Origin of the sequence: Janthinobacterium lyxosi (assembly GCF_051380665.1) — a bacterium.
Lineage (GTDB): Bacteria > Pseudomonadota > Gammaproteobacteria > Burkholderiales > Burkholderiaceae_D > Janthinobacterium.
This window is the reverse complement of the sequence record NZ_JBNYXM010000009.1, coordinates 20,286-44,483: the sequence shown is the minus strand read 5'-3', so window position 1 is coordinate 44,483 and position 24,198 is coordinate 20,286. Positions and strand designations below refer to the sequence as shown.

The 24,198-nt window shown below is 63.2% G+C and carries 21 protein-coding genes; 13 read left to right on the top strand and 8 right to left on the bottom strand.

What is annotated here, in order from left to right; translation table 11 throughout:
- Positions 1 to 88 precede the first annotated feature (88 nt).
- From ACQ4WP_RS11340 to ACQ4WP_RS11320, 5 genes are all read left to right on the top strand, one after another.
- A complete protein-coding gene (locus ACQ4WP_RS11340; protein ID WP_436520605.1) occupies positions 89 to 2,527 on the top strand; it encodes a penicillin-binding protein 1A in 2,439 nt (812 codons plus the stop codon).
- A gap of 4 nt (positions 2,528 to 2,531) precedes the next feature.
- Positions 2,532 to 3,155: a trimeric intracellular cation channel family protein gene (locus ACQ4WP_RS11335; RefSeq protein ID WP_070254674.1), complete on the top strand. Its 624-nt coding sequence runs from the start codon at positions 2,532 to 2,534 to the stop codon at positions 3,153 to 3,155.
- A 96-nt stretch (positions 3,156 to 3,251) separates the two neighbouring features.
- Positions 3,252 to 5,138 carry a beta-propeller domain-containing protein gene (locus ACQ4WP_RS11330; RefSeq protein ID WP_436520603.1) on the top strand — a complete coding sequence of 629 codons (1,887 nt, stop codon included), beginning with the start codon at positions 3,252 to 3,254 and terminating at the stop codon, positions 5,136 to 5,138.
- Positions 5,139 to 5,187: 49 nt separating this feature from the next.
- Positions 5,188 to 5,745, top strand: coding sequence for a sigma-70 family RNA polymerase sigma factor (locus ACQ4WP_RS11325; RefSeq protein ID WP_436520601.1), 558 nt, complete (start codon positions 5,188 to 5,190; stop codon positions 5,743 to 5,745).
- Positions 5,742 to 6,392: a hypothetical protein gene (locus tag ACQ4WP_RS11320; protein WP_436520599.1), complete on the top strand. Its 651-nt coding sequence runs from the start codon at positions 5,742 to 5,744 to the stop codon at positions 6,390 to 6,392. The genes ACQ4WP_RS11325 and ACQ4WP_RS11320 overlap by 4 nt, the downstream gene beginning before the upstream one ends.
- A gap of 18 nt (positions 6,393 to 6,410) precedes the next feature.
- Here ACQ4WP_RS11320 and ACQ4WP_RS11315 read toward each other — a convergent pair whose 3' ends face one another.
- On the bottom strand, positions 6,411 to 7,556 hold the full coding sequence (locus tag ACQ4WP_RS11315) for an MFS transporter (protein WP_436520597.1): 1,146 nt from the start codon (positions 7,554 to 7,556) through the stop codon (positions 6,411 to 6,413).
- A 254-nt stretch (positions 7,557 to 7,810) separates the two neighbouring features.
- Here ACQ4WP_RS11315 and ACQ4WP_RS11310 point away from each other — a divergent pair, with 254 nt between their 5' ends.
- From ACQ4WP_RS11310 to ACQ4WP_RS11280, 7 genes are all read left to right on the top strand, one after another.
- Positions 7,811 to 8,578: a gamma-glutamyl-gamma-aminobutyrate hydrolase family protein gene (locus ACQ4WP_RS11310; protein WP_436520595.1), complete on the top strand. Its 768-nt coding sequence runs from the start codon at positions 7,811 to 7,813 to the stop codon at positions 8,576 to 8,578.
- Positions 8,579 to 8,652: 74 nt separating this feature from the next.
- Positions 8,653 to 10,023 (top strand): glutamine synthetase family protein, encoded by a 1,371-nt coding sequence (locus ACQ4WP_RS11305; protein WP_289946398.1) that lies wholly within the window; start codon positions 8,653 to 8,655, stop codon positions 10,021 to 10,023.
- A 12-nt stretch (positions 10,024 to 10,035) separates the two neighbouring features.
- The gene (locus ACQ4WP_RS11300) at positions 10,036 to 11,496 is read left to right on the top strand and encodes an aspartate aminotransferase family protein (protein WP_436520593.1); all 1,461 of its coding nucleotides are present in this window, start codon (positions 10,036 to 10,038) and stop codon (positions 11,494 to 11,496) included.
- A 133-nt stretch (positions 11,497 to 11,629) separates the two neighbouring features.
- Positions 11,630 to 12,778 (top strand): ABC transporter ATP-binding protein, encoded by a 1,149-nt coding sequence (locus ACQ4WP_RS11295; RefSeq protein WP_436520591.1) that lies wholly within the window; start codon positions 11,630 to 11,632, stop codon positions 12,776 to 12,778.
- A gap of 7 nt (positions 12,779 to 12,785) precedes the next feature.
- Positions 12,786 to 13,715 (top strand): ABC transporter permease subunit, encoded by a 930-nt coding sequence (locus tag ACQ4WP_RS11290; protein WP_436520589.1) that lies wholly within the window; start codon positions 12,786 to 12,788, stop codon positions 13,713 to 13,715.
- The gene (locus ACQ4WP_RS11285; protein WP_436520587.1) at positions 13,712 to 14,557 is read left to right on the top strand and encodes an ABC transporter permease; all 846 of its coding nucleotides are present in this window, start codon (positions 13,712 to 13,714) and stop codon (positions 14,555 to 14,557) included. Before ACQ4WP_RS11290 ends, ACQ4WP_RS11285 begins: the two co-directional genes overlap by 4 nt.
- 36 nt (positions 14,558 to 14,593) lie before the next feature.
- A complete protein-coding gene (locus ACQ4WP_RS11280; RefSeq protein WP_436520585.1) occupies positions 14,594 to 16,081 on the top strand; it encodes an aldehyde dehydrogenase in 1,488 nt (495 codons plus the stop codon).
- A gap of 96 nt (positions 16,082 to 16,177) precedes the next feature.
- Here ACQ4WP_RS11280 and panB read toward each other — a convergent pair whose 3' ends face one another.
- From panB to ACQ4WP_RS11250, 6 genes are all read right to left on the bottom strand, one after another.
- Entirely contained in the window at positions 16,178 to 17,053 is an 876-nt protein-coding gene (panB, locus tag ACQ4WP_RS11275; protein ID WP_436520583.1) for a 3-methyl-2-oxobutanoate hydroxymethyltransferase, read from the bottom strand.
- 109 nt (positions 17,054 to 17,162) lie between these two features.
- Positions 17,163 to 17,639: a 2-amino-4-hydroxy-6-hydroxymethyldihydropteridine diphosphokinase gene (gene folK / locus ACQ4WP_RS11270; protein WP_436520581.1), complete on the bottom strand. Its 477-nt coding sequence runs from the start codon at positions 17,637 to 17,639 to the stop codon at positions 17,163 to 17,165.
- The gene (gene pcnB, locus ACQ4WP_RS11265) at positions 17,639 to 19,012 is read right to left on the bottom strand and encodes a polynucleotide adenylyltransferase PcnB (RefSeq protein ID WP_436520579.1); all 1,374 of its coding nucleotides are present in this window, start codon (positions 19,010 to 19,012) and stop codon (positions 17,639 to 17,641) included. The genes folK and pcnB overlap by 1 nt, the downstream gene beginning before the upstream one ends.
- Positions 19,005 to 19,676, bottom strand: a complete 672-nt coding sequence (locus ACQ4WP_RS11260; RefSeq protein ID WP_436520948.1) for a histidinol-phosphatase — start codon at positions 19,674 to 19,676, stop codon at positions 19,005 to 19,007. Before ACQ4WP_RS11260 ends, pcnB begins: the two co-directional genes overlap by 8 nt.
- The gene (gene hda / locus ACQ4WP_RS11255; protein WP_034788687.1) at positions 19,676 to 20,344 is read right to left on the bottom strand and encodes a DnaA regulatory inactivator Hda; all 669 of its coding nucleotides are present in this window, start codon (positions 20,342 to 20,344) and stop codon (positions 19,676 to 19,678) included. Before hda ends, ACQ4WP_RS11260 begins: the two co-directional genes overlap by 1 nt.
- Positions 20,345 to 20,420: 76 nt before the next feature.
- On the bottom strand, positions 20,421 to 21,503 hold the full coding sequence (locus tag ACQ4WP_RS11250) for an AI-2E family transporter (protein WP_436520577.1): 1,083 nt from the start codon (positions 21,501 to 21,503) through the stop codon (positions 20,421 to 20,423).
- Between the two features lie 188 nt (positions 21,504 to 21,691).
- Here ACQ4WP_RS11250 and purM point away from each other — a divergent pair, with 188 nt between their 5' ends.
- Positions 21,692 to 22,735, top strand: a complete 1,044-nt coding sequence (gene purM, locus ACQ4WP_RS11245) for a phosphoribosylformylglycinamidine cyclo-ligase (RefSeq protein WP_034788683.1) — start codon at positions 21,692 to 21,694, stop codon at positions 22,733 to 22,735.
- A gap of 65 nt (positions 22,736 to 22,800) precedes the next feature.
- Here the strand turns inward: purM and ACQ4WP_RS11240 are convergent, their stop codons facing one another.
- Positions 22,801 to 24,132 (bottom strand): MFS transporter, encoded by a 1,332-nt coding sequence (locus ACQ4WP_RS11240; protein ID WP_436520575.1) that lies wholly within the window; start codon positions 24,130 to 24,132, stop codon positions 22,801 to 22,803.
- Between the last annotated feature and the right edge of the window lie 66 nt (positions 24,133 to 24,198).

Sequence of the window (24,198 nt, the reverse complement as noted above, 5' to 3'; positions counted from 1 at the left end):
AAGGATAGGTGTGTTGCAGTGCACAATGCCTCTTTGATGGAGTACCGCGTACCCGTATGCGGCCTCCTGGCAGCAAGGGAATACCACCATGGAAGCACAAGCGAACGACAGCACCACCCGCAAGCCCCAGTCGAAGCTGGCGCGCAACCTGAAATTTGGCCTGGGATTGACTCTGGGTCTGGGCATGGCCGCCGCGCTGGCGGGTGGCTGGTGGCTGCGCCAGGCATGGCAGGATTTGCCTGCCGTCGAGCACCTGGCGCAGTACAAGCCCGCGCTGCCGCTGCGCATTTTCTCCAGCGAAGGCGAGCTGCTGGCTGAATATGGCGAAGAACGCCGCGAATTTCTGCCCCTGAAAGATATCCCGCTGCGCATGCGCCAAGCCTTGCTGGCCATCGAGGATGCGCGTTTCTACGAACACGGCGCCGTCGATTTCTATGGCTTGACGCGCGCCACCCTGGCCAACATCGTCACGGGCCACCATGCGCAGGGCGCCAGCACCATCACCATGCAGGTGGCGCGCGATTTCTTCCTGTCGCGCGAAAAGACCGTGCAGCGCAAGCTGACGGAGATGCTGCTCGCCTACAAGCTGGAACAGCACTATGGCAAGGACAAACTGCTGGAACTGTATATGAACCAGATTTACCTGGGCGAGCGTTCCTACGGCTTTTCCGCCGCTTCAAACATCTATTTCGACAAGCCGCTGGCCGACGTCAGCATCGCTGAAGCGGCCATGCTGGCCGGCTTGCCCAAGGCGCCATCTGCCTACAACCCTGTCGCCAATCCGCAGCGCGCCACCGTGCGCCAGCACTACATCCTGCAGCGCATGCGTGAACTCGGCTACATCACGCCGGCCGAATACAACGCCGCCGTGGCGGAAAAACTGGCGCTGAACAAGGACCGCAACAGTTCCGTGCACGCGGCCGCGTATGCAGTCGAGGAAGCGCGTCAATTGATCTTGCAAAGCTATCCCGAAGGCGCCTACAGCATGGGCCTGGACGTGACGACCACCATCCGCATGGCGCCGCAAATTGCGGCCGACAAGTCGCTGCGCGATGGGCTATTGAATGCACAGGCGCGGCGTGGCTATCGTGGCCCGGAAGCGCGCCTGGCCCCCTCCGCAGACAGCGTGGCGCACCAGTTGGCCCCCTATCCGGATAGCGGAGAAGTGCGCGCCGCCCTGGTGCGCAAGGTGGAGACCGCCGGCAAGCGCCAGCTGACGGCGCAGTTGCGCAATGGCGACGAGATCGTACTGACGGCATCGGACGCACGCCTGGGCGGCAAGCTGCAATGGGATGGCAAGCGCGCCATCATCGAGGGCAGCGTCATCCGCGTGGTGCACGACGCGGCAAAGAAGCGCTGGCTGGTGAGCCAGTTGCCCGAGATGGAAGGCGCGCTCATTTCCGTCGAGGCGCACAGTGGCGAAATCGTCGCCATGGCGGGCGGCTTCGATTTCTACCGCAACCACTACAACCACGCCACGCAGGCCTACCGCCAGCCCGGTTCCAGCTTCAAGCCCTTCGTGTATTCGGCGGCGCTGGAAAAGGGATATTTTCCCGGCACGGCAGTGGACGATACGCAGCGCTTGCTGCTGCCGCAGGAAACGGGCGCGCAACCGTGGCGCCCGCGCAATTACGGCAACAATTATGAAGGCTTCATCAGCGTGCGGCGTGGTCTCGTACGCTCGAAAAACCTCGTGGCCGTCAGCTTGATGCAGGCGGCCGGTCCCGGCTACGTGCAGCACTACGCAACGCGTTTCGGCTTCGAAGGCGCGCGCAACCCCGTCTCCCTGCCGCTGGCGCTGGGCGCGGGCGCCGTCACGCCGCTGCAACTGGCGCAGTCGTATGCGGTGTTCGCCAACGGCGGCATGCAGATGCCGCCGAAATTGATCAAGGAAGTGCGCAGCCGCAGCGGCGAGGTGCTGTTCAGCGATGCGGCGCCACGCGCCAAAGGCGAGCCGGCACGGGGCACGCAAGTCATCTCCACGCGCAATGCCTACGTCATGGACAGCATGCTGCGCGACGTCGTCAAGAGCGGCACGGGACGCGGCGCGCTGGCGCTGGGAAGGGGGGACGCGGCCGGCAAGACGGGCACCTCGAATAACGCGTATGACGCCTGGTTCGCCGGCTATTCCTCGGGCCTGGTCTCGGTCGTCTGGCTTGGCTACGACCAGCCGAAAAGCCTGGGCAACGCCACGGGCGGCACCTTGGCGCTGCCCGTCTGGCGCGACTACATGCAAGTGGCCGTGCAGGGCCGCCGCGAGCGGGTATTGGCGGAACCGCCAGGCCTGGCCCTGCTCGATGGCGACTATGTGTATGTCGAATACCTGGCCGGCGACTGCCTGAAGGATAACTTTGCCTTTATCCACAGCAGCGTCAGTTGCGGCAGTGGCGGTGCGGATACGCGCATGGCGCACGGTGACGCTGGCAATGGCGGCAATGGCGGTTCCAGCACGGGCACGAGCGAGGCGCGTACCCTGAGCGAAGCGCGCGAACGCGAACAAATTCTCAAATCATTTTCGGAAGAGTAAGAGCATGCTGTTATATACGATTTACCTGGTGGCGATTGTCGCCGAAGCGATGTCCGGCGCCATCATGGGCATGCGGCGCGGCATGGATTTGTTCGGCATCTGCATGATCGGCACCGTCACGGCGCTCGGTGGCGGCACCGTGCGTGACGTGCTGCTGGGACACTATCCGCTGGGCTGGATCGCGCATCCCGAATACCTGCTGTTTACCATCGGCGCGGCTGTCGTCACGGCCTTTGTCGCGCGCTACCTGCATCATTTGCGCGCCATCTTCTTGCTGGTCGACGGACTGGGCCTGGTGGCGTTTTGCGTGATCGGCTGCGACATCGCCATGTCGGCCAAGATGCATCCGGCCATCGTCGTGCTGGCGGGGATGATCACGGGCGTCTTTGGCGGCTTGCTGCGCGATATCCTGTGCAATCAGATTCCCCTCGTGCTGCAGCGCGAAGTGTATGCCACCGTGGCCCTGTTTACTGGCAGCCTGTATGTGGGCTTGCTGTATTTCAAGGTCGACAGCTCCGTGGCACAGCTGGCGTCCATCGGCGCCGGTTTCTTGTTCCGTTTCCTGGCCCTGCACTTCGAGTGGCGCCTGCCGAATTTCAATGGCGACCGCATACGGGGATTTGAGTAAGGCAGTAGCCGCGTGAATATTTTCACGCGCCTTTAACCCCTTTTTCTGCGCCGCTGCGTTTCATGCTTGACACCCCAGCCAACCGGAGAAGAAGCGATGTCCAGCGCCCTCAAGATCATCCTGATACTGTCCCTGCTGCTGTCGGCAGGCAGCCACGCCGCCGGCACGGCGCCGCGCAAGACCCTGACGCCGTTCGCCAGCGAGCAGGCATTGAGCAGCTATCTGCAGCAGTTGCAGGCGCGCCAGGCGACGCTGCAAAGGGAGCAGCAGAAACTGCAGCGCGCCACGGCGCAATCCTTGGCGGTGCCAGCGCCGGCCCCTGTCGCGCCGATGGTGGCGAAAGCTGCGCCGGCAACTTCGGCAGAAGCGGCGGAATCCGTGACCAATGTGCAGACGGCGGGCGTGGACGAAGGCGGCATCGTCAAGCTGCATGGCAAGCACCTGGTGATGCTCAGGCGCGGCAAGCTGTTTACCGTGCAGGTGGATGGCAAGGCCCTGCAACCCGTCGCGGCGCTTGACGCGTTCGCGCCGGGCAGCGATCCGTCGGGCAGCTGGTATGACGAGATGCTGATCGACGGCGACACGGTGGTGGTCATCGGCTACAGCTACAGCCGTGGCGGCACGGAAATCGGCCTGTTCGACATCGCGGCCGACGGCAAGCTGGCCTACCGCGCCACGTATCACTTGCGCTCCAACGATTATTATTCGTCGCGCAATTACGCCAGCCGGCTGATAGGCAGCAAACTGGTGTTCTATTCGCCCCTGTCGCTGAACTTGCACCGGAGTGACCCCTTTGGCGGCTTCCCGGCGCTGCGCCGCTGGCGTCACGATACGGTGCCGTCCGACTTCAGGCGCATCGCCCCTGCCACGCGCATTTACCGCACCGATGAAGAGCCCGAACCGGGCGCCGGCCTGACCCTGCATACGGTCACCGTGTGCGACCTGGCGCAGCGCGACATGCGCTGCGAAGCGACCGCCGTGATGGGGCCGCAGGGCCGCGTATTTTATGTGTCGGGCGAATCCGTTTTCGTGTGGACCACGCGCCGGGGCCGTGACTCGGGCGTGTTCCGCATTCCCCTCGATGGTTCGGCGCCCAGCGCCCTGAAGGTGGCGGGCGCGCCCGTCGACCAGTTCTCGTTCCTGGAAAGCGTGGATGGTCACCTGAACGTCTTGCTGCGCGCAGAAGGCCAGGGCGACGCCATGTGGGATGGCGCGCGGGGCCGCGGCGACATGGCCTTGTTGCGCGTGCCATTGACGTCGTTTTCCGATGGCCGCGACAGTGCGCCCGCCAGCAGCTACAAGCCGCTGCCCGGTGGCGGCGGCTACGGTCTGCAGAACCGCTATGTAGGGTCCTATCTGTTGTACGGCAATCCGGGCAATGGCGGCCGGCGGCAGGCGGACCAGGCCTGGCCGCGCCAGCCCCTGTATGCCGTGCGCTGGGCCGATGCGGGCAGCGTGCAAGCCTTGTCCCTGCCGCACGGCGTGGAGCGCATCGAGGCGCTGGGCAATGATGCCGTGGTGATCGGCGCGCAGGGCAAGGATCTGCACTTCAGCAGCATCCGCCTGGGGGCGCAGGCGGCGATTGCCACTCGCTACATCTGCGCCGATGCGGCGCAGGGCGAGTCGCGCAGCCACGGCTTTTTCTACAAGCCACAAACGGCCAGCGAGGGCATGATCGGCCTGCCCATCCTGGGCGCGGACGAGCGGCCTGGCTTCAACAAGTCAGCCGCATCCGTGCTCTATCTGCGTAACAGCGGCTTGCAGTTGACGGAGTTGGGCGCGCTGGCGGCGCGGCCGGGTCAATTATCAGTGGCGGACGACGGCTGCCGCGCTTCCTGCGTGGATTGGTATGGCAATGCGCGGCCCCTGTTCCTGCAGGGCCGGGTCTTCGCCCTGCTCGGCTATGAAGTGGTGGAAGGGGCGCTCAAGGAGGGGCAGATCCGCGAAGTGCGCCGCGTCAGTTATGCGCCTGCCGCACGCTGAAGGAGCAGGGAAATTGTCGCTGCCGCGTAGTTCGGCTACACTGGTTCGCATGCCCGACACTTTACTGACCGCGACGGATGAAGACCTGATGCTGCGCTACAGCGCCGGCGACCTGCCGTCGTTTCGCGAATTGTACCGGCGCCATAGCCAGGGCCTGTACCGCTTCGTGGCCTGGCGTGCGCCGCGCCACGCGTGGGTCGACGAGATCGTGCAGGATGCGTGGGCCAGCCTGCATGCGGCGCGCACGGGCTACCAGCCGCAGGCGGCGTTCCGCACCTATCTGTACCAGATCGCGCGCAACCGCCTGATCGACCTCCTGCGCCAGCGGGAAGGACAGGAACAAGGGGAGGCAGGCGAGCTGGCCGATGAGGGCGCATCGCCGCCGCAATCGCTGGAGCAGAAACAGCAGCACGCGCTGCTGCATGCGGCCATCGCCGCGCTGCCGATGGAACAAAAGGAAGCGCTGGTGCTGCAGCAGTTCAGCGGCATGAGCATCCTCGAGATCGCCGTGGTGACGGGGGCGCAAGCGGAAACCGTCAAGAGCCGGCTGCGCTACGCCATGCAGAAATTGCGCGCGGGCTTGGACAGCGCGGGAGGACAGGCATGAATACGCACGATACAGATCATCAAGATGATCACGACGAAGAATTGAACGCGCTGCTGGCCAGTCTGCCGCAGCCCGCGCCTTCCAGCGCGCTCGATGCGGCCATTTTGGCGGACGCGGACAAGGCCCTGCACAAGCCGGCGGCCGCGAACGACGGCGCCGATGGCGTGCCGCGCACCTTGCCCGTCAAGAAGGCGCCCGACTACCTGCAGCGCTGGCGCATTCCGCTGGGACTGGCCGCCGCCGTGCTGCTGACGGTAAACCTGATCGGCGTGGACTGGTTCGGCTCGAAGCCGGCACAATTTCCCGTGGTCGGGGAACCGGTCACGCAGGACGTGATGCCTGCGCCGCCGCCAGCCACGGACATGCAGCGGGCAATGGAGCAGCAAGCCGCCGTGCAAGCCGAATCCAGCCTGCAGCGCCAGACGCCCGTGCAGCGCGTGCTGGCCATGCCCGCTCCCGTCGCAGCAAAGTCGGCGCCGCTACCGCCGCCGGCCCGGCTCGACGCTTCCGTATGGCTGGTGAAGATCGACGCCTTGTTAAAGGCGGGCGAAGCGGCGCTGGCGCAGGAGGAATGGGCCGCGTTCCGGCAGGCGTATCCCGACTATCCGGTGGCCGACGAGCTGCGGCAGCGGCTGGAAAAGAAGTAAGAAACGAAGTAATAAGCGCTACACGATCCCCTTCCGGCGCTCCCACACGGCGCTGCCCACGAAAATGGCGCAGCACACCCACATCACGGCCGGCAGGGCGTTGACGCCTACCGATTGCATCAGCACGCCCGTCAGCAGGGGACCGCCACCGCTGGTCACGCCCCAGGTGGCGTTGACGATGGCGCTGGCGCTGGTCAGCGACAGTCCTGTAAAACGCTCGCCGCAGGCCACCAGCGCCAGCATGTAGATGCCGCCTGCCGCCGCGCCCAGCAACAGCAGCAAGGTCCACCACAGCCACGGCGTGCCGACGGCAAACGGCAGCAGCGGCAGTAGCAGGCAGACAGCCACGCCGCAGGCCGCGTGCACTTTGGCGCGGCCGAAGCGGTCTGCCATCCATCCCAGCGCGAATTGCAGGCCCGTGTCGCCCACCAGCACCACGGTGGCCGACAGCAGGGCCAGGTCCGTGCTGATGCCGTGCTCCATCGCATACAGCGGCAGGAGGCTCAATGCCAGCGTATCGAACAGGGCAAAGAAGGCGGCGCCCAGCACGATCATCGGCATGCGCGGCAGGATCAAGGTCCATTTCACGCCATGTTCTTCCGGCTCCCTTTCCGGGCCGCTGTTCGAGATCAGCATCAATCCCGGCACGGCCAGCAGGAACAGCAGGCCGCAGGCGGCAAAGCTCCAGCTGATCTTGTCGTTGAAGAGGGCGACGAGGGCGGGGCCGATCAGCTGGAAAAACGTAAAACTGGTGGTGTACATGGCCACGACGCGTCCCCGCGAATTGTCGGGCGCCAGGCGATTGACCCATGCTTCGCCGATGGTAAACAGCACGCCCATGGCGCCGCCGAACAGGAAACGCAGCACGCTCCACGCCAGCAGGTGGTCGGTGAACTGCATGGCGATCGTCGCCAGCGACGCTACCCACACGGCGCCCAGCATGGTGGCGCGCGCGCCAAACCGCCTCACCCAGCGCGAGACGAACGGCGAGGCGGCCAGGATGCCGAGCGCGCTGACGGCCGTGATCATGCCGATGATGTCCGTGCCCACGCCGCGCTGGTGCAGGGTCAACGCGGTGAGCGGCATGGTGGCGCCCAGGCCCAGGCCGACTACGCCGATGCTGACCACGAGGGCGAAGAAGTCACGCCATGGCATATGCTTCATGGCTGCCCCCGCAGGGTGAAAAAGGAGTTTTGGAAGACTTGAAAACGGTGTGGATGCATGTGAAAGTAGGGGACTTTGCCGGTGGCGCTGGTGTTTGGCGCCGGACGGGCATATGATGATTTTAATAAAGACAAGATTGCAAAGCCGTAGTGTAGGCGATGTGTGCCGTTTCTACTGGCTCTGCTGTACAGTGAAGCGAGCGGCAGCGCTGTCATGGCGCTGTCATTGGATCGTCACGCCAGCGAGGTAGCTCCATGCGCCGTCCCATCGTTCTCGTCCCCGCCTGCCAGCGCCAGCTGGGAAACCATGCCTGGCACATGGCGCAGGACAAGTACCTGCACGCCGTGCTGCACGGCGCCGGCTGCCTGCCGCTGCTGCTGCCTGCCCTGGGAGCTGACGCGGACCTGGACGCGGCGCTGCAGATCGCCGATGGCATCATGCTGACCGGTTCCGCCTCGAACGTCGACGCGCGCCTGTATGGCGAAGACATCCTGCATCCCGACCTGCCGCAAGACCCCGCGCGCGACGCCACCACCTTGCCCATGATCCGCGCCGCGCTGGCGCGCCAGCTGCCCTTGCTGGCCATCTGCCGCGGCTTCCAGGAGGTCAATGTGGCCCTGGGCGGCAGCCTGCACCAGGCCGTGCATGCGGTGCCGAACATGCAGGATCACCGCGAAAATGTGCTCGATCCGCTGGAGCGCCAGTACGCGCCCGCGCACCGCATTCGCCTGATACCCGACGGCCTTTTGTCGCGCCTGCTGGGCGGCGAGAGCGAGATGATGGTCAATTCCCTGCATGGCCAGGGCCTGGCCCGGCTGGCCGACGGCTTGCTGGTCGAGGCGCTGGCCGACGATGGCCTGGTCGAGGCCTATACGGTGGCCAGCGCCCCCGGTTTTACCCTGGCCGTGCAATGGCATCCTGAATGGCAGGTCGAGGACCATCCCCAATCCCTGCGCCTGTTTGGCGCCTTTGGACAGGCGTGCCGCGATTACCAGGAACAGCAACACCGAAAGAAAGAATGACAGGACAGGACAGGATGACAGGCGCGCCGCACCAGCACCGCGCGGCGCTTGATTAATACCAGCGAGAGGGAAACATGGCAATACGCGAAAATTTCACTTATACGGATATGGATTTGTGGCTCAATGAAAAGCGCGTCACGGAAATCGAATGCCTGGTACCCGACTTGACGGGTGTGGCGCGCGGGAAGATCCTGCCGCGCGGTAAGTTCACCCAGGAGCGCGGCATGCGCATCCCGGAAGCGGTGCTGGGCATGACCGTGACGGGCAATTACCCGGTCGACGACGGCGGCTACGACCGCGCCATTTCCAGCACCGACCGCGACATGATTTTAAAGGCCGATCCCACCACCATCACCATGGTGCCGTGGGCTACCGATCCCACCGCGCAAGTCATCCACGACTGTTATTTTTCCGATGGCATGCTGGTCGATTTTGCTCCAAGATCTGTGCTGCGGCGCGTCTTGAAACTGTATGCGGACAAGGGCTGGAAACCCGTGGTGGCGCCGGAGCTGGAGTTCTACCTGACGGCGAAAAACACGGACCCGGACTTGCCCTTGAAGCCGCCCATCGGCCGCAGCGGCCGGGCCGAGACCAGCCGCCAGGTGTACAGCATCGACGCCGTCAACGAGTTCGACCCCCTGTTCGAGGATATCTACGATTACTGCGAACTGATGAACCTGGACGTCGATACCTTGATCCATGAGATCGGTGCGGGACAGATGGAAATCAACTTCCTGCACGGTGATCCGCTGGGCCTGGCCGACAAAGTCTTCTTCTTCAAGCGCACCTTGCGTGAAGCGGCCTTGAAACACGATATGTACGCCACCTTCATGGCCAAGCCGATGGCCGGCGAGCCGGGGTCCGCCATGCATGTGCACCAGAGTGTCGTCGATGCGAAGACGGGGCTGAACATCTTCAGCAACGACGACGGTTCGGCCGCGCCCATCTTCAAGCATTACATTGCGGGATTGCAGCGCTACATGCCGTCGGCCATGGCCATCGTCGCGCCCTACGTGAACTCTTACCGCCGCATCGTGCGCCACACGGCCGCACCGATCAACATCCAGTGGGGCCTGGACAACCGCACCGTGGGTTTTCGCGTGCCCGAGTCGGGCGTGCAGGACCGCCGCGTGGAAAACCGCATCATCGGCGCCGACGCGAATCCCTACCTGGCGCTGGCCGTGACGCTGGCCTGTGGATATCTGGGCATGACGGAGCAGCTGGAAGCGACGCCGATGATGGTAGGCAGCGCCTACGACATGAAATTCGAGCTGCCGCAAGGCTTGCCCGAAGCCCTGCAGCTGCTGCGCGCGGAAGACAAGCTGCGCACGGTGCTGGGCGAGCGCTTCATCGACGTGTATGCGGCCATCAAGGACCTGGAACACCAGGAATTCATGACCGTCATCAGCCCCTGGGAGCGCGAACATTTACTGTTGCATGTCTAAGAAAGGAACAGCATGAGTACAACAAACAATCCGCTGGCGCCAAGCGCCGCCCTGGTCGCCTCCGTGGCGCAGAGAAACGCAGCGCCGCAGGTGTACGACACGGCCGCCATCCAGAAAATGGACTCGGCCCACTACCTGCATCCATTCACCGATTTCCAGGACCTGGCATCGAAAGGCGCCAGGGTGATGGTGCGCGGCGACGGCGTCTACCTGTGGGATAGCCAGGGCAAGAAAATCGTCGACGGCATGTCGGGCCTGTGGTGCGTGAACGTGGGTTATGGCCGCACGTCGATCTCGCAAGCCGTGTACCGGCAAATGGAGACGCTGCCCTTCTATAACAGCTTCTTTGGCACGACCAACGTGCCGGCCGCGCAGTTGGCCGCCAAGCTGGCGCAAATCTCGCCGCCGCAGTTCCAGCACGTGTTCTTCACCAGTTCCGGTTCGGAAGGCAACGACACGAACCTGCGCATGGTGCGTCGCTACTGGGACATCCTTGGCTACCAGGGGCGCCACACCATCATCAGCCGCCACAATGCGTATCACGGCAGCACGGTGGCGGGGGCGTCGCTGGGGGGCATGGATGGCATGCATGCGCAGGGCGGTTTGCCGATACCGGGCATCGTGCATATCGGCCAGCCGAATTACCTGGAAGCGGGCCACGGCATGACGCCCGAGGAATTCGGCGTGAAGGCGGCCGGCTGGCTGGAAGAGAAAATCCTGGAAATCGGTGCCGACAAGGTGGCCGCCTTCATCGGCGAGCCGGTGCAGGGCGCGGGCGGCGTGATCATCCCGCCATCGACCTACTGGCCCGAGATTCAGCGCATCTGCGACAAGTACGGCATCTTGCTCATCGCCGATGAAGTCATCTGCGGCTTTGGCCGGCTGGGCCGCTGGTTCGGCTCCGAACTGTTCGGCATCAAGCCCGACCTGATCACCTTTGCCAAGGGCGTCACCTCGGGCTATGTGCCCCTGGGCGGCGTGCTGGTGGGCGACAGGGTGGCCAAGGTGCTGATCGAGCAGGGCGGCGAATTCACGCACGGTTTCACGTATTCCGGCCATCCCGTGGCCTGCGCGGCGGCGCTGGAAAATATCCGCATCATCGAGGAAGAGCAGCTGGTGGCGAAGGTGGCCGAGGATACGGGACCGTACCTGAAACAGTGCTTCGCCAGCCTGGGCCAGCATCCGCTGGTCGGCTACGCGGACAGCTGCGGCCTGGTCGCGGGCCTGAACCTGGTGCGCAAGAAGGGCGCCACCGTGCATGAGAACGAGCTATTCGACGAGGGCCAGGGCGTAGGCATGATCTGCCGCGGCCACATGTTCGACAATGGCGTCATCATGCGCGCCGTGGGCGAGCGCATGATCGTCGCCCCGCCCCTGGTCATGACGCGCGCGCAGATCGATGAAATGGTGGCGTTGATACGGCTGTGTTTGGACAAGACGCATGCGGATGTGAAGGCGAAGGGCTGGGTGTAGGTTTTTGCCCCATTTTGCCGCCATCTGCGCGATTTTTGGACCGCAATGGCGGCAGTTCCGCTAAACTTCCATCTTGGCCGCTCCTGTAGCGGCCAGTTTTTCATTTTGACACCCTCTACCAAAGCATCCACACATGACGATAGCAACACCCGCCGCGTCGGCCAGCGACGCCCCAGCGCCTTTCTTGCTGATTGATCAGCTGGTCAAGGAATTCGATGGCGTGCGCGCCGTCGATGCGATTTCCGTGACGATCAACCAGGGCGAGATTTTCGCCCTGCTCGGTAGTTCAGGTTGCGGCAAGTCGACCCTGCTGCGCATGCTGGCCGGTTTCGAGACGCCGACGTCGGGGCGCATCGCCCTGGCGGGCAACAGCATCGTCGATGTGCCGCCGCACCAGCGGCCCATCAACATGATGTTCCAGTCGTACGCGCTGTTCCCGCACCTGTCCGTGTGGGACAACATCGCCTTCGGCCTGCGCCGCGACGGCTTGCCGAAAGCGGAAGTGGCGGCCCGGGTCGAGCAGATGCTGGCGCTGGTGCAGCTGGGCCAATACGCGAAGCGCAAGCCGCACCAGCTGTCGGGCGGCCAGCAGCAGCGCGTGGCGCTGGCGCGTAGCCTGGCCAAGCGGCCGCAATTGCTGCTGCTCGACGAACCGCTGGGCGCGCTCGACAAGAAACTGCGCGAACGCACGCAGATGGAACTGGTCAACATCATCGAGCAGGTGGGCGTGACCTGCGTGATGGTCACGCACGACCAGGATGAAGCCATGAGCATGGCCACGCGCATCGCCGTCATGAGCGAAGGGCGTATCCTGCAGGTGGGCGCGCCCGGCGAAATCTACGAAACGCCGAATTGCCGTTTTGTGGCCGACTTCATCGGCAGCGTCAACCTGTTCGACGGGCACATCACGCAGGACGAATCCGATCACGTGGTGATCGCCACCGCCGATGGCGAGCACTATGTCTCGCACGGCATCACGGGCAACCTGGGCATGGATGTTTCGGTGGCCGTGCGCCCCGAAAAAATCGGCATCCAGATCGAGCCACCCGCTTTGGAAGAGCGCGCGTCGCCGGCGGAACATGGCTACAACTGCGCCCAGGGCGTGATCGTCGCCATGGCGTATTTTGGCAATGAAACCAGCTACCATGTGCGCCTCGACAGCGGCACGGTGGTGAAAGTGTCGCGCACCAACGCGGCCCGCCACGACGCCGCGCGCCTCGAGCGCGAGCAGCGCGTGTGGGTCTGGTGGGATGGCGCCGACATCGTCGTGCTGACCAGCTGAGGCCATCATGACGTCCATTTTGCAATCGCTGCGTAACCTTGTCACCCTGCGCTGGGTCACTGGGCGCAACGCCGTCATCGCCGTGCCTTCGCTGTTCCTCGCAGCTGCTTTTCTAGTTCCCTTCCTGATCGTGCTGCGCATCAGCCTGTCCGACATGGACACGGCGGGCAGTCCGTTCGGCGGCTTGCTGTCCTACGTCGACGGCATCGTCGTGCTGAAGGTAAAAATTGCCAACTACCTGTTCATCGCCGCCGACGAACTGTATCTGCTCACCTACCTCAGTTCCATCAAGTACGCGGCCATCACCACCGCCATCTGTCTGTTCATCGGCTACCCATTCGCCTACTTCATGGCGCGCGCCAAACCGTCCATTCGTCCCGTGTTGATGATGCTGGTGATGCTGCCATTCTGGACCTCGTTCCTGCTGCGCGTGTATGCGTGGAAGGGCATCCTGGCCAACCACGGCCTGCTCAACGATTTGCTGATCGCGCTGGGCATCGTTCAGGAACCGCTGCACATGATGAATACCTCATTCTCGCTGGTGGTCGGCATGGTGTACGCCTATCTGCCCTTCATGATTTTGCCCCTGTATGCGAACCTGGTGAAAATGGATATGCGTTTCCTGGAAGCGGCGGCCGACCTGGGCGCCACGCCCCTGCAGGCGTTCTGGCGCATCACGGTGCCGCTGTCGAAATCGGGCATCATCGCCGGCGCCATGCTGGTGTTCATCCCGTCCGTGGGCGAATACGTGATTCCCGAGCTGCTGGGTGGCCCGGAAACCCTGATGATCGGTCGCGTGCTGTGGGATGAATACTTCACCAATAACGACTGGGCCATGGCTTCGTCGGTGACGGTACTGGTGGTCTTGCTGATCCTCGTGCCGATGGCCATTTTTAACAAATACAAGACCGACCAGGACGCGGAGGAGCGCACATGAACGGACCTACCTTCCTACAGCGCTGGTTCGGGTGCGGCTGGCTCTCGCTGGGCTATCTGTTCCTCTACCTGCCCATCATCGTGCTGATCGTCTTCTCGTTCAACAGCTCGCGCCAGGACATGGTGTGGAGCGGCTTTTCGCTGCGCTGGTATAGCGAGTTGATGAGCGATACAGAAATCATTTCCGGCTTCGGTCTGTCCCTGAAGATCGCCTTCATGTCGGCCACCTCGTCCGTCATCCTCGGCACCTTCGCCGCCTTCGCGCTGACCAATTACCAGCGCTTCCGCGGCCGCACCCTATTTTCATCCATGGTCAGCGCGCCTTTGGTGATGCCGGAAGTGATCATCGGCCTGTCGCTGCTGCTGATGCTGGTGTCCATGCAAAAAGTCTTTGGCTTTCCCGAGCGGGGCGTGCTGACCATCTGGCTGGGGCATACCCTGCTGGGCATGGCGTATGCGGCCGTGGTGGTGCAGTCGCGCCTGCAGGAAATGAGCAAATCCTTGGCCGAAGCGGCGATGGACCTGGGCTGCCGCGCGCACCAGGTCTTCTTCCTCGTGACGCTACCCAACATCACGCAAGCCCTGGCCTCGGCCTGGCTGCTGACATTCACCCTGTCGCTGGACGACGTGGTGCTGTCGGCCTTTTTGTCCGGCCCCGGTTCGACGACCATGCCGCTGGTGATCTTCTCGCGCGCGCGCCTGGGGCTCGATCCGCGCGTGAATGCGATTGCGGCGTTGACGATCCTCGTCGTGACGCTCGCCGTGATCGCGTATGCCGTGATGCTGGCGCGTGCCGACCGGAAACGCCGCAAGCAGATGTCTGCGGCCTATTCGCCAGACTAGGAGTAAGCTGGCGTTTTCACCTTGCAGGAGACGACCATGACGGAAAACACCAGCTGGCATGCGCGGGCCGCAGCGCTCACGATTGATGGACGCGCCTTCATCAACGGCGAGCGTGCCTGGGCCAGGTCCGGCCAGACTTTCGATAATCTGTCGCCCATCGATGGGCGCCTGCTGGGGCAAGTGGCCCGCTGCGACAACGCCGACGTGGATTCGGCCGTGCTGGCCGCGCGCGCCGCCTTCGAGGACCGCCGCTGGGCCGGTAAATCGCCCGCGCAGCGCAAGCGGATATTGATCAAGTTCGCCGACCTGGTGCAGCAATACGGTCCCGAGCTGGCCTTGCTGGAAACCCTGGACATGGGCAAACCAATCAAGTACAGCCAGAGCGTGGACGTGGGCGCCACGGCCAACTGCCTGCGCTGGTATGGCGAGGCGATCGACAAGGTTTACGATGAAATCGCCCCCACTCCCGCTAACAGCCTGGCCCTGATCACGCGCGAACCGGTCGGCGTCGTCGCCGCCATCGTGCCGTGGAATTACCCGATGATCATGGCCGCCTGGAAGATCGCGCCGGCCCTCGCGGCCGGCAATAGCGTGATATTGAAACCCTCCGAGAAATCGCCGTTGACGGCGCTGCGCCTGGCCGACATCGCGCTGGAAGCGGGCGTGCCGGCGGGTGTGTTCAACGTGTTGCCAGGTTACGGCAACGAGGCTGGCGCCGCGCTGGCGCTGCACATGGATGTCGATTGCATCGGCTTTACGGGTTCCACGCGCACAGGGAAATTGATCGTGCAGATGGCGGGCCAGTCGAATTTGAAACGGGCGTGGACGGAATTGGGCGGCAAGTCCGCCAACATCGTCTGCGCCGATTGCCCGGACCTGGACAAGGCCGTGGCGGCCGCCGTCGGTTCCATCTTCTTCAACCAGGGCGAAAGCTGCAATGCACCGTCGCGGCTGTTCGTGGAGGAGTCGATCAAGCAGGAATTCCTGGCCAAGGCGCTGGCCATGCTGCCCCGTTTCCAGCCCGGCGATCCGCTCGACGAAGCCACCGTCATGGGCGCCATCGTCGATGCAACGCAGATGAACACGGTGATGGCTTATATCGCGGCGGGCAAGAACGAAGGCGCACAGCTGCTCGGCGGTGGCGAAGCCGTGCGCGCGGAGACGGGCGGATATTACGTGCAGCCAACCATCTTTGGCGTGGACGCCGGCATGACGATAGCGCGCGAAGAGATTTTCGGGCCCGTCCTGTCCGTGCTGGGCTTCACGGACCTTGCCGAGGCCGTGAAACAGGCCAATGCCACGCCATACGGCTTGCAGGCGGCCGTGTGGACGTCGGACATTAGCAAGGCGATCCAGACGGCGCGCGCCCTGCGCGCGGGCACCGTGCACGTCAACCAGTACGACGGCGATGACATCACCGTGCCGTTCGGCGGTTATAAACAGTCGGGCAACGGGCGCGACAAGTCCTTGCACGCGCTGGACAAGTACACGGAGTTGAAGACGACGTGGATACAGGTGGGGTAGATAACCCAAAGCGGAGGGCCGGGGTCGGACCCTGAGGGTCCGACCCCGGTAGCTGCAGTGGGGTTCCGCGAACAAACGCGAACTCCAATCAAACCATCAGAAGCAGTGTTCCAGCGCCGGGAAGCTGCCATCCTTGACGGCTTTTACATAGCCGGTGACGGCGTCGTCGATGCTGGCCGCACCTTCCATGAAGTTGTGCACGAAGCGCGCCTTGCGGCCTGGGAACACGCCCAGCATGTCGTGCATGACGAGTACCTGGCCCGAGCAGTCGGGACCGGCGCCGATGCCGATGGTGGGGATCGTCAGCATGTCGGTCACTTCCTTGCCCAGCTGCGACGGCATGGCTTCCATCAGCACGATGGCGGCGCCCGCGTTTTGCAGCACCAGCGCGTCGTTTTTCAATTCGGCAGCGCTTTCCGTGCTCTTGCCTTGCACCTTATAGCCGCCCAGCTGGTGCACCGATTGCGGCGTCAGGCCGATGTGGGCGCAGATGGGGATGCCGCGCTCCGTGAGGACACGGACGGTCTCGGCCAGCCAGGCGCCGCCTTCGATCTTGATCATGTGCGCGCCAGCCTGCATCAGGATGACGGCATTCGCGTACGCTGTTTCAGGCGTGCCGTACGCGCCAAACGGCAGGTCGGACATGATCATGGCCGATTTGGCGCCGCGCGCCACGGAAGCCGTGTGATAGGCCAGTTCGGCCACGGTGACGGGCAGGGTGGAGTTGTGGCCGTTGCAGACCATGCCGAGCGAATCGCCGATCAGCAGGATCTCCACGCCGCAGCGGTCCATCAGGGACGCGAAGCTGGCGTCGTAGCAGGTCAGCATGGTGATCTTTTCGCGGGCGGCGCGCAGCGTGGCCAGCGTGTGGATGGTCACGGCCTTGTTGGCGACAGGCTTGGATGGCGCCGGCGCCGGCGTGGCGGCCTTGTCTTTTGCGGCCAGATCTGTTCCTTGCAAATAAGCGGACATAGGTATTCTCTAGAGTGAAAGGGGGGTGATGCGATTGCGACGCCGCTAGTGTAGTACTTTATGCGGCGTGCTGCAGGAGCGGCATTGTAGAAGATGGCAGCGAAACGGGTCAGAGCTGGCTGATGGCCTGGTCAGCGACGCTTGCCAGGTAGTCTTGCGCCGGCCCGCGTCCGGGCACGACGATGGCGGGCGCCAGGGCCAGCAGCGGTACCAGCACGAAGGCGCGTTCGGTCAGGCGCGGATGGGGTACCGTCAGGCTGGCGCTGGCGATCTGTTCATCGCCGTACAGCAGCAGGTCCAGGTCCAGGGTGCGCGGGGCGTTGCGGTAGGGTCGTTCGCGCCCGTGCGCCGCCTCGATGGCGTGCAGGGCCTGCAGCAGCTTTTCGGCCGGCAGGGTGGTGCTGATGCGCGCCACCGCGTTGATGTAGTCGTCACCGCTGGAATCGATGGGCGCCGTGCGGTAGCTGGCCGAGGCCTCGATCAGCGTGGCGCCGGCCAGGCGCGCCAGGCGCGCAAGTGCATCCTGCACATTCGCGCGCGCGTCACCCAGGTTGGCGCCGATGCCGATGTAGGCAATTACTACCATTATTCGTCGCTGCTGCTGCCGGTGGTCGAGCCGCCTGTACCCGTCTTGCTACGCGTGCTGCGGCGTGGCGGGCGCTTCTTCTTGATGGCGCCCGGCGCGGCATTGGCGCTGACGAGCAGCGCTTCGCGCGTTTCTTCGTCGCCCTCGTAGAAGGCTGTCCACCACTCGCCGATCTCGGTATCGATCTCGCCCGAGGCGCAGCGCAGCAGCAGGAAGTCGTAGCCGGCGCGGAAGCGCAGGTGTTCCAGCAGTTTATGCGGCGCCTTGCCGACTCGGCGCTCGAAGCGCGGCTGCATCGACCAGATGTCGCGCATGTCGGAACCGATCTTGCGCTGCAGGGCCAGCTTTTCCGTTTGCGAATCGAGCACGTCATCGGCCGCCAAGTGCAGCGCGGGAATGGTCGACTCGCCGGCGGCGCGGTAGGCCGTCCATTTTTCCAGTACCTGGTGCCACAGCAGCGAGGCAAACAGAAAGCCCGGCGAGACGGTCTTGCCAGCGGCGATGCGTTGATCCGTGGCGTCCAGCGCCAGGGTGACGAATTTCGCACCCAACGGCTGTTCCAGCACCACGTCGAGCAGCGGCAGCAAGCCGTGATGCAAGCCTTCCTTGCGCAGCTGCTGCAGGCAAGCCAGCGCGTGGCCGCTCATCAGCAGCTTCAGCATCTCGTCGAACACGCGCGGCGCGGGCACATTGTTGATCAGCGGCGCCATGATGGGAATCGGCGCGGCCGTGTGCGGCTCGATGGTGAATTTCAGCTTGGCGGCAAAGCGCACCACGCGCAGCATGCGCACGGGGTCTTCGCGGTAGCGCTCTTCAGGCTTGCCGATCATGCGCAGGGTCTTGGCGCGGATGTCTTCCACGCCGCCATGGTAGTCCAGCACTTCCTGCGTGGCCGGGTTGTAGTACATGGCGTTGATGGTGAAGTCACGGCGCAGCGCATCTTCGTGCTGCAAGCCAAAGGTATTGTCGCGCAGGACGCGGCCATGTTCATCCTTGGGCGCGGAGTCGGCGCCGGCGCCGCGGAAGGTCGTCACTTCCAGCAAATCCTGGCCGAACATCACGTGCACGATCTGGAAGCGCTTGCCGATGATGAAGGCGCGGCGGAACAATCGCTTGACCTGTTCCGGCGTGGCGTTGGTGGCGATATCGAAGTCTTTGGGTTTGACGCCCAGCAGCAGGTCGCGCACGGCGCCGCCGACGACAAAGGCTTCGAAACCCGCTTCCTGCAGGCTGCTGGTGACGCGGATGGCATTCGACGACACCAGTTTCGGGTCGATTCCGTGTTGCGCAGGACCGAGCACGATGGCTGCCGTGGTGTCGCGCGCTGCCTCTTTTTTAACGCCGAGGATCTTGCGGATGAATTTTTTAATCATTGAATAAGTGGAGTGATGGCCAGCCGTGGAGGGATGCGTGTGCGCTCAAAGCGGTGTTGGGATTGGTTGCGACAGGGTGGGTAACGACCGACAGCAAGGGAATGTCGTTGTGCGAATCGCTGTAAAAATAGCTGCGCTCGAACTGCCCCAGTTCCTTGCCCATCTTTTCCAGCCAGGCGTGGGTGTGGGTCAGCTTGCCCGCGCCCAGGGTCGGCGTGCCCAGCAGCTTGCCCGTGACATTGCCTTCGGCGTCGTATTCGGGCATGGCGGCCAGCAGGTGCTCGACACCCAGCGCATCGGCGATGGGCTTGGTGATGAAATGGTTTGTGGCCGTGACGATGGCCAGCAGGTCGCCCGCGTCCTGGTGCTGCTTCAGCAAGGCTACGACTTCCGGGCGGATCGCCGGCATGACCACTTCGGCCATGAATTGCCGGTGCAGCGCTTCCAGGCGTTCGCGCGGGAATTGCGCCAGGGTGCCGAGGGAAAATTCCAGGTATTCCACCGGGTCGAGCGTGCCGGCCTGGTATTGCGCGAAAAATTCGTCGTTGCGGCGGGTGAATTCGGCGGCGTCCACGGCACCGATGCGTACCAGGAATTCGCCCCACTCGTGATCCGAGTCGATGGGCAGCAGGGTGTGGTCGAGGTCAAACAGGGCCAGATTCATCATTCTTTCGCTTCCGCCTGCAGCAACTCGCGCAACAATGGCAAGGTGATCGGGCGTTGGGTTTCAAGGGAGTAGAGATCGAGAGAGTCCAGCATCGTCGACAGCGAACGCATGTCGCGCCGGAAATGGGACAGCAGATAGGGTAACACGCCCGGCGACAAGGTCAAGCCGCGGGTGGTGGCCGCCTGGGTCAGGGCGGCGATTTTTTCATCGTCGGTCAAGCCGTGGATCTGGTAGATCAGGCCCCAGCCCATGCGCGTGCGCAAGTCTTCGCGCACGGGCAGCACGGCCGGCGGCACGGCGCCGCTGCACACCATATAGGCTTTGTTGGCGCGGATTTCATTGAACAGGGCAAAGGCATCGATCTGCGCCAGCGGCGAGAGTTTTTCGCAATCGTCGAGCAGGTACAAATCCACGTCAGGCGAATACACGAATTCGGACTCGATCGAGAATGGCGAAATGTAGCGCGCGCGCTCGGTGCTGGCCAGGGCCTTGAGCAGATGGCTCTTGCCGGCGGCCAGTTCGCCCCACAGGTAGGCAAAATGTTCGCGCGAGGTGCGCGCGGCGAACTGGCGCATCAGCTGCGCCACTTCGGCATTCTGTCCCACCTCGAAGGTATCGAGGCTGTGCGCCTGGTCTGTGCCTAAATCGAGCACCAGTTGTTTCATGGCGTACGCCTTGTCCTGTTTTTCATTACTGCATGTGCATCGTGGTATTGCTAGGTTGATATGATATCCGCTTTTACTAGGTATTATAGAAGCTGCTGGAGAGGTAGTGGCGTCTTAGATGCTTAAAAGCGACCATCAGGACGGCAGAAGCGGGTAAAGCGAGCAAAACGCCGACGAAACCAAACAATTGTCCGAATGCTAATAAGGCGAAGATCACGGCCAGCGGGTTCAGGCCGATGCGCTCGCCCACCAGGCGCGGCGTGAGGAAAAAGCCCTCGATGACCTGGCCGCAGCCGTAAATGACGGCCACGGCGATGACGCCGCTCCAGTCGGCAAACTGCAGCAGGGCGGCGATCAGCGCCAGCATCAGCCCCAGGCCGAAGCCCAGGTAGGGGATAAACACCAGCAAGCCCGTGATGATGCCCACAGGCAATGCGACCTCGAAACCGGCGATGGCCAGCGCCACCGAGTAGTACGTGGCCAGCACCAGCATCACCAGCAACTGGCCACGCAGGTATTGCGCCAGCAGGGTATCGACTTCCTGCGCCATGCCCACCGTGCGACCGACCCAGCGGCGCGGCACGGCGCCGGCGATGCGCGCCAGCATCGGATGCCAGTCCAGCAACAGGTAGAACAGCACCACGGGAATCAGTACGACGGTGGCCAGCCAGCCCAGCACGGCCGTGCCGCCGATGCGCGCCGAGGCCAGCACGGTGCTCCAGATTTCATCGCCGCTGGTGGCCATCTGCTGGCTCAGCATGCGTTTGATGCCCGTGCCGTCCAGGCGCACGCGGATGCCCAGGTCGCGCAGTTTCGGCGCCAGCAGCTCGTTGGCCTTGCTGAGAAACTGCGGGATCTGCGCCTGCAGCAGGGGAATTTCCTTTTGCAGCACGGGCACGACGATCAGCACCAGCGCTGTAATGGCGAGGAAAAACAACACCACGACGACCAGCACGGCCAGCGGCCGAGGAAAATAAAAGCGTTTGTAGTGCAGGCGTTGCAATCGGTCCACGCCGGGATTGAGCACGTAGGCGAGGATGGCGGCCGCCAGGAAGGGCGTCAGGATGGGGCCCAGGCTGACGAGCAGCAGCAAGAATGCCAGCCAGACCGCGATCCAAAATGCGGTTTGCTTCTGTTCTGCGGTGATGGCGAATGGCATGTGGTTTGTGCTGTTGCGTTAAAAAAAGGCAGTTAATTACGAAATTGCGGGGCAGTTTGATAAAATAGCGACTTGATCGACCGAATTCACCCGCTGGCGCCCTGCCGCACGATGTTGAAAAACATGCTTGCGCGCGTATGCCGGCGGGTATCCGCCTTCTATTTTACCGCCTCCGCTGCCACCACACCATGAACCAGACTTCTAATGTTTCCCTTTCCTACCGTGACGCTGGCGTCGATATCGACGCAGGTGACGCTTTAGTCGAAGCAATCAAGCCGTTTGCCAAGCGCACCCTGCGCGAAGGCGTGATGGGCGGCCTGGGCGGTTTTGGCGCCATGTTTGAAATCAGCAAGAAGTACAAGGAACCTGTGCTCGTCTCGGGTACCGACGGCGTCGGCACCAAATTGCGCCTGGCGTTTGAACTGAACCGCCACGACACGGTCGGCATCGACCTGGTCGCCATGAGCGTCAACGATATCCTGGTGCAAGGCGCCGAACCGCTGTTCTTCCTCGACTACTTCGCTTGCGGCAAGCTGGACGTGGCCATCGCCACCGACGTCATCAAGGGCATCGCCCAGGGTTGCGAACAGGCTGGCTGCGCGCTGATCGGCGGCGAAACGGCGGAAATGCCGAGCATGTACCCGGCTGGCGAATACGACCTGGCAGGTTTTGCCGTCGGCGCCGTGGAAAAATCGAAAATCATCGACGGCACCAAGATCGCCCCGGGCGACGTGGTGCTGGGCCTGGCCTCGTCGGGCGTGCACTCGAACGGTTACTCGCTGGTGCGCAAGATCATCGAAGTGGCGAAACCTGACCTGGAAGGCGACTTCCACGGCCGCAAGCTGGCTGACGTGCTGATGCAGCCGACGCGCATCTACGTCAAGCCGCTGCTGGCGCTGATGGATGCCATGGAAGTCAAAGGCATGGTGCACATCACCGGTGGCGGCCTGGTGGAAAACATTCCGCGCGTGCTGCAGCCTGGCCTGGTGGCCGAACTGGATTCGAAGGCATGGACCATGCCGCCGCTGTTCACGTGGCTGCAACAGCACGGCGGCGTGGCTGACGCCGAGATGCACCGCGTCTTCAACTGCGGCATCGGCATGACCGTCATCGTCTCGCAGGAAAACGCGGACGCCGCCATCGCGCAATTGCAAGCGGCCGGCGAAACCGTCTCGCGCATCGGTACCATCCGCGCCCGCGTAGGCGACGAGCATCAAACAATTGTTATCTAAGCTGTAGCTTGAACAAACAAGGCAGGCGCTCGCGAGAGGCTTGCCTTTTTTTACGTCCAGATGTCTTACCGCGCGTGCGCCGTCTTCATGCGCCCTTCCGATTGCGAGCCGCCCTTGCCGATCATGGCCACGCTGACGGCCGAGACGAGGGAGGCGAACAGGATGTAGCCGACGATGTGCCATGGTTCGCCATTGCCCGTTTTGAGCAGGTAGGTGGCGATGATGGGCGTCAGGCCGCTGGCGAAGATGCCGGAGAACTGGTACACGAAGGAGATGCCCGTGTAGCGCACCTTGGCGTCGAACAGGTCGCAGAACAGGGCTGCTTCCGGGCCATACACGGCCGAATACAGCACGCCCAGCGGGATGATCACGGAACACCACAGCAGCAGCGGATTGTCGGCGTGGTGGAGCATGACCCAGAAGGCGGGAATGGACGACACGCCCGTGATCAATGCGCCCCAGAAAAACACCTTGCTGCGGCCGATGCGGTCTGACAGGCGGCCAAAGAACGGGATGCAAAAGCACATGACGACAGCCGACGCCATTACGCCCATCAGCGCTTCCGTGCGGGCGATCTTGATGGTGTTGGTCAGATAGGTGATGGAAAACACGCCGAAGATATTGAAGAACACGCCGTCGATATAGCGCGCACCCATGCCCTTCAATACATTGCCCGGATAGCGTTTCAAGAGGTCGAAGAACGGAATCTGCGTTTCCGCATTCTTCTCTTTCACAGCTTGGAATTCCGGCGTCTCCATGACGTTCAGGCGTATCCACATGCCGATGAAGACGAGGGCGGCCGACAGGATGAACGCCACGCGCCAGCCCCAGGACAGGAATTGCGCATCCGTCAGGGTGTACGACAGGATCGCCACCACGCCGGAGGCGAGGCACAGGCCGATGGCCAGGCCGATCTGCGGCAGGCTGGCATAGAAGCCGCGCTCTTTGGGCGGCGCATATTCATACGCCATCAGCACGGCGCCGCCCCATTCGCCACCGAGGCCGATACCTTGCAGCACGCGCAGGAACAGCAGCAGGCCGGGCGCCCAGTAGCCGATGTGGTCGTAGGTGGGCAGCACGCCGATCAGGAAGGTGGAGATACCCATGATCATCAGGGTCATCACCAGCATGCTCTTGCGGCCGATCTTGTCGCCGAAGTGGCCGAAGATCACGCCGCCGATGGGGCGCGACAGAAAGCCCACGGCGAAGGTGCCGTAGGCCAGCATGGTCGAGACGAGCGGATCGCCGCCCGGGAAATACAGCTTGCTGAACACGATGCCGGCCACCACGCCGTACAGGAAGAAGTCATACCATTCGATGGTGGCGCCGATCACGCTGGCCATCACGACTTTCCGTAGCTCTTTGGCTTTTTTCGGATTGCTCGGATTGTTATCCATAATATCTAGTCTCCAATCGATATTGATTATGTGTTTTTTTTGATGCTAGGCTTGTCGCCCAGTCAT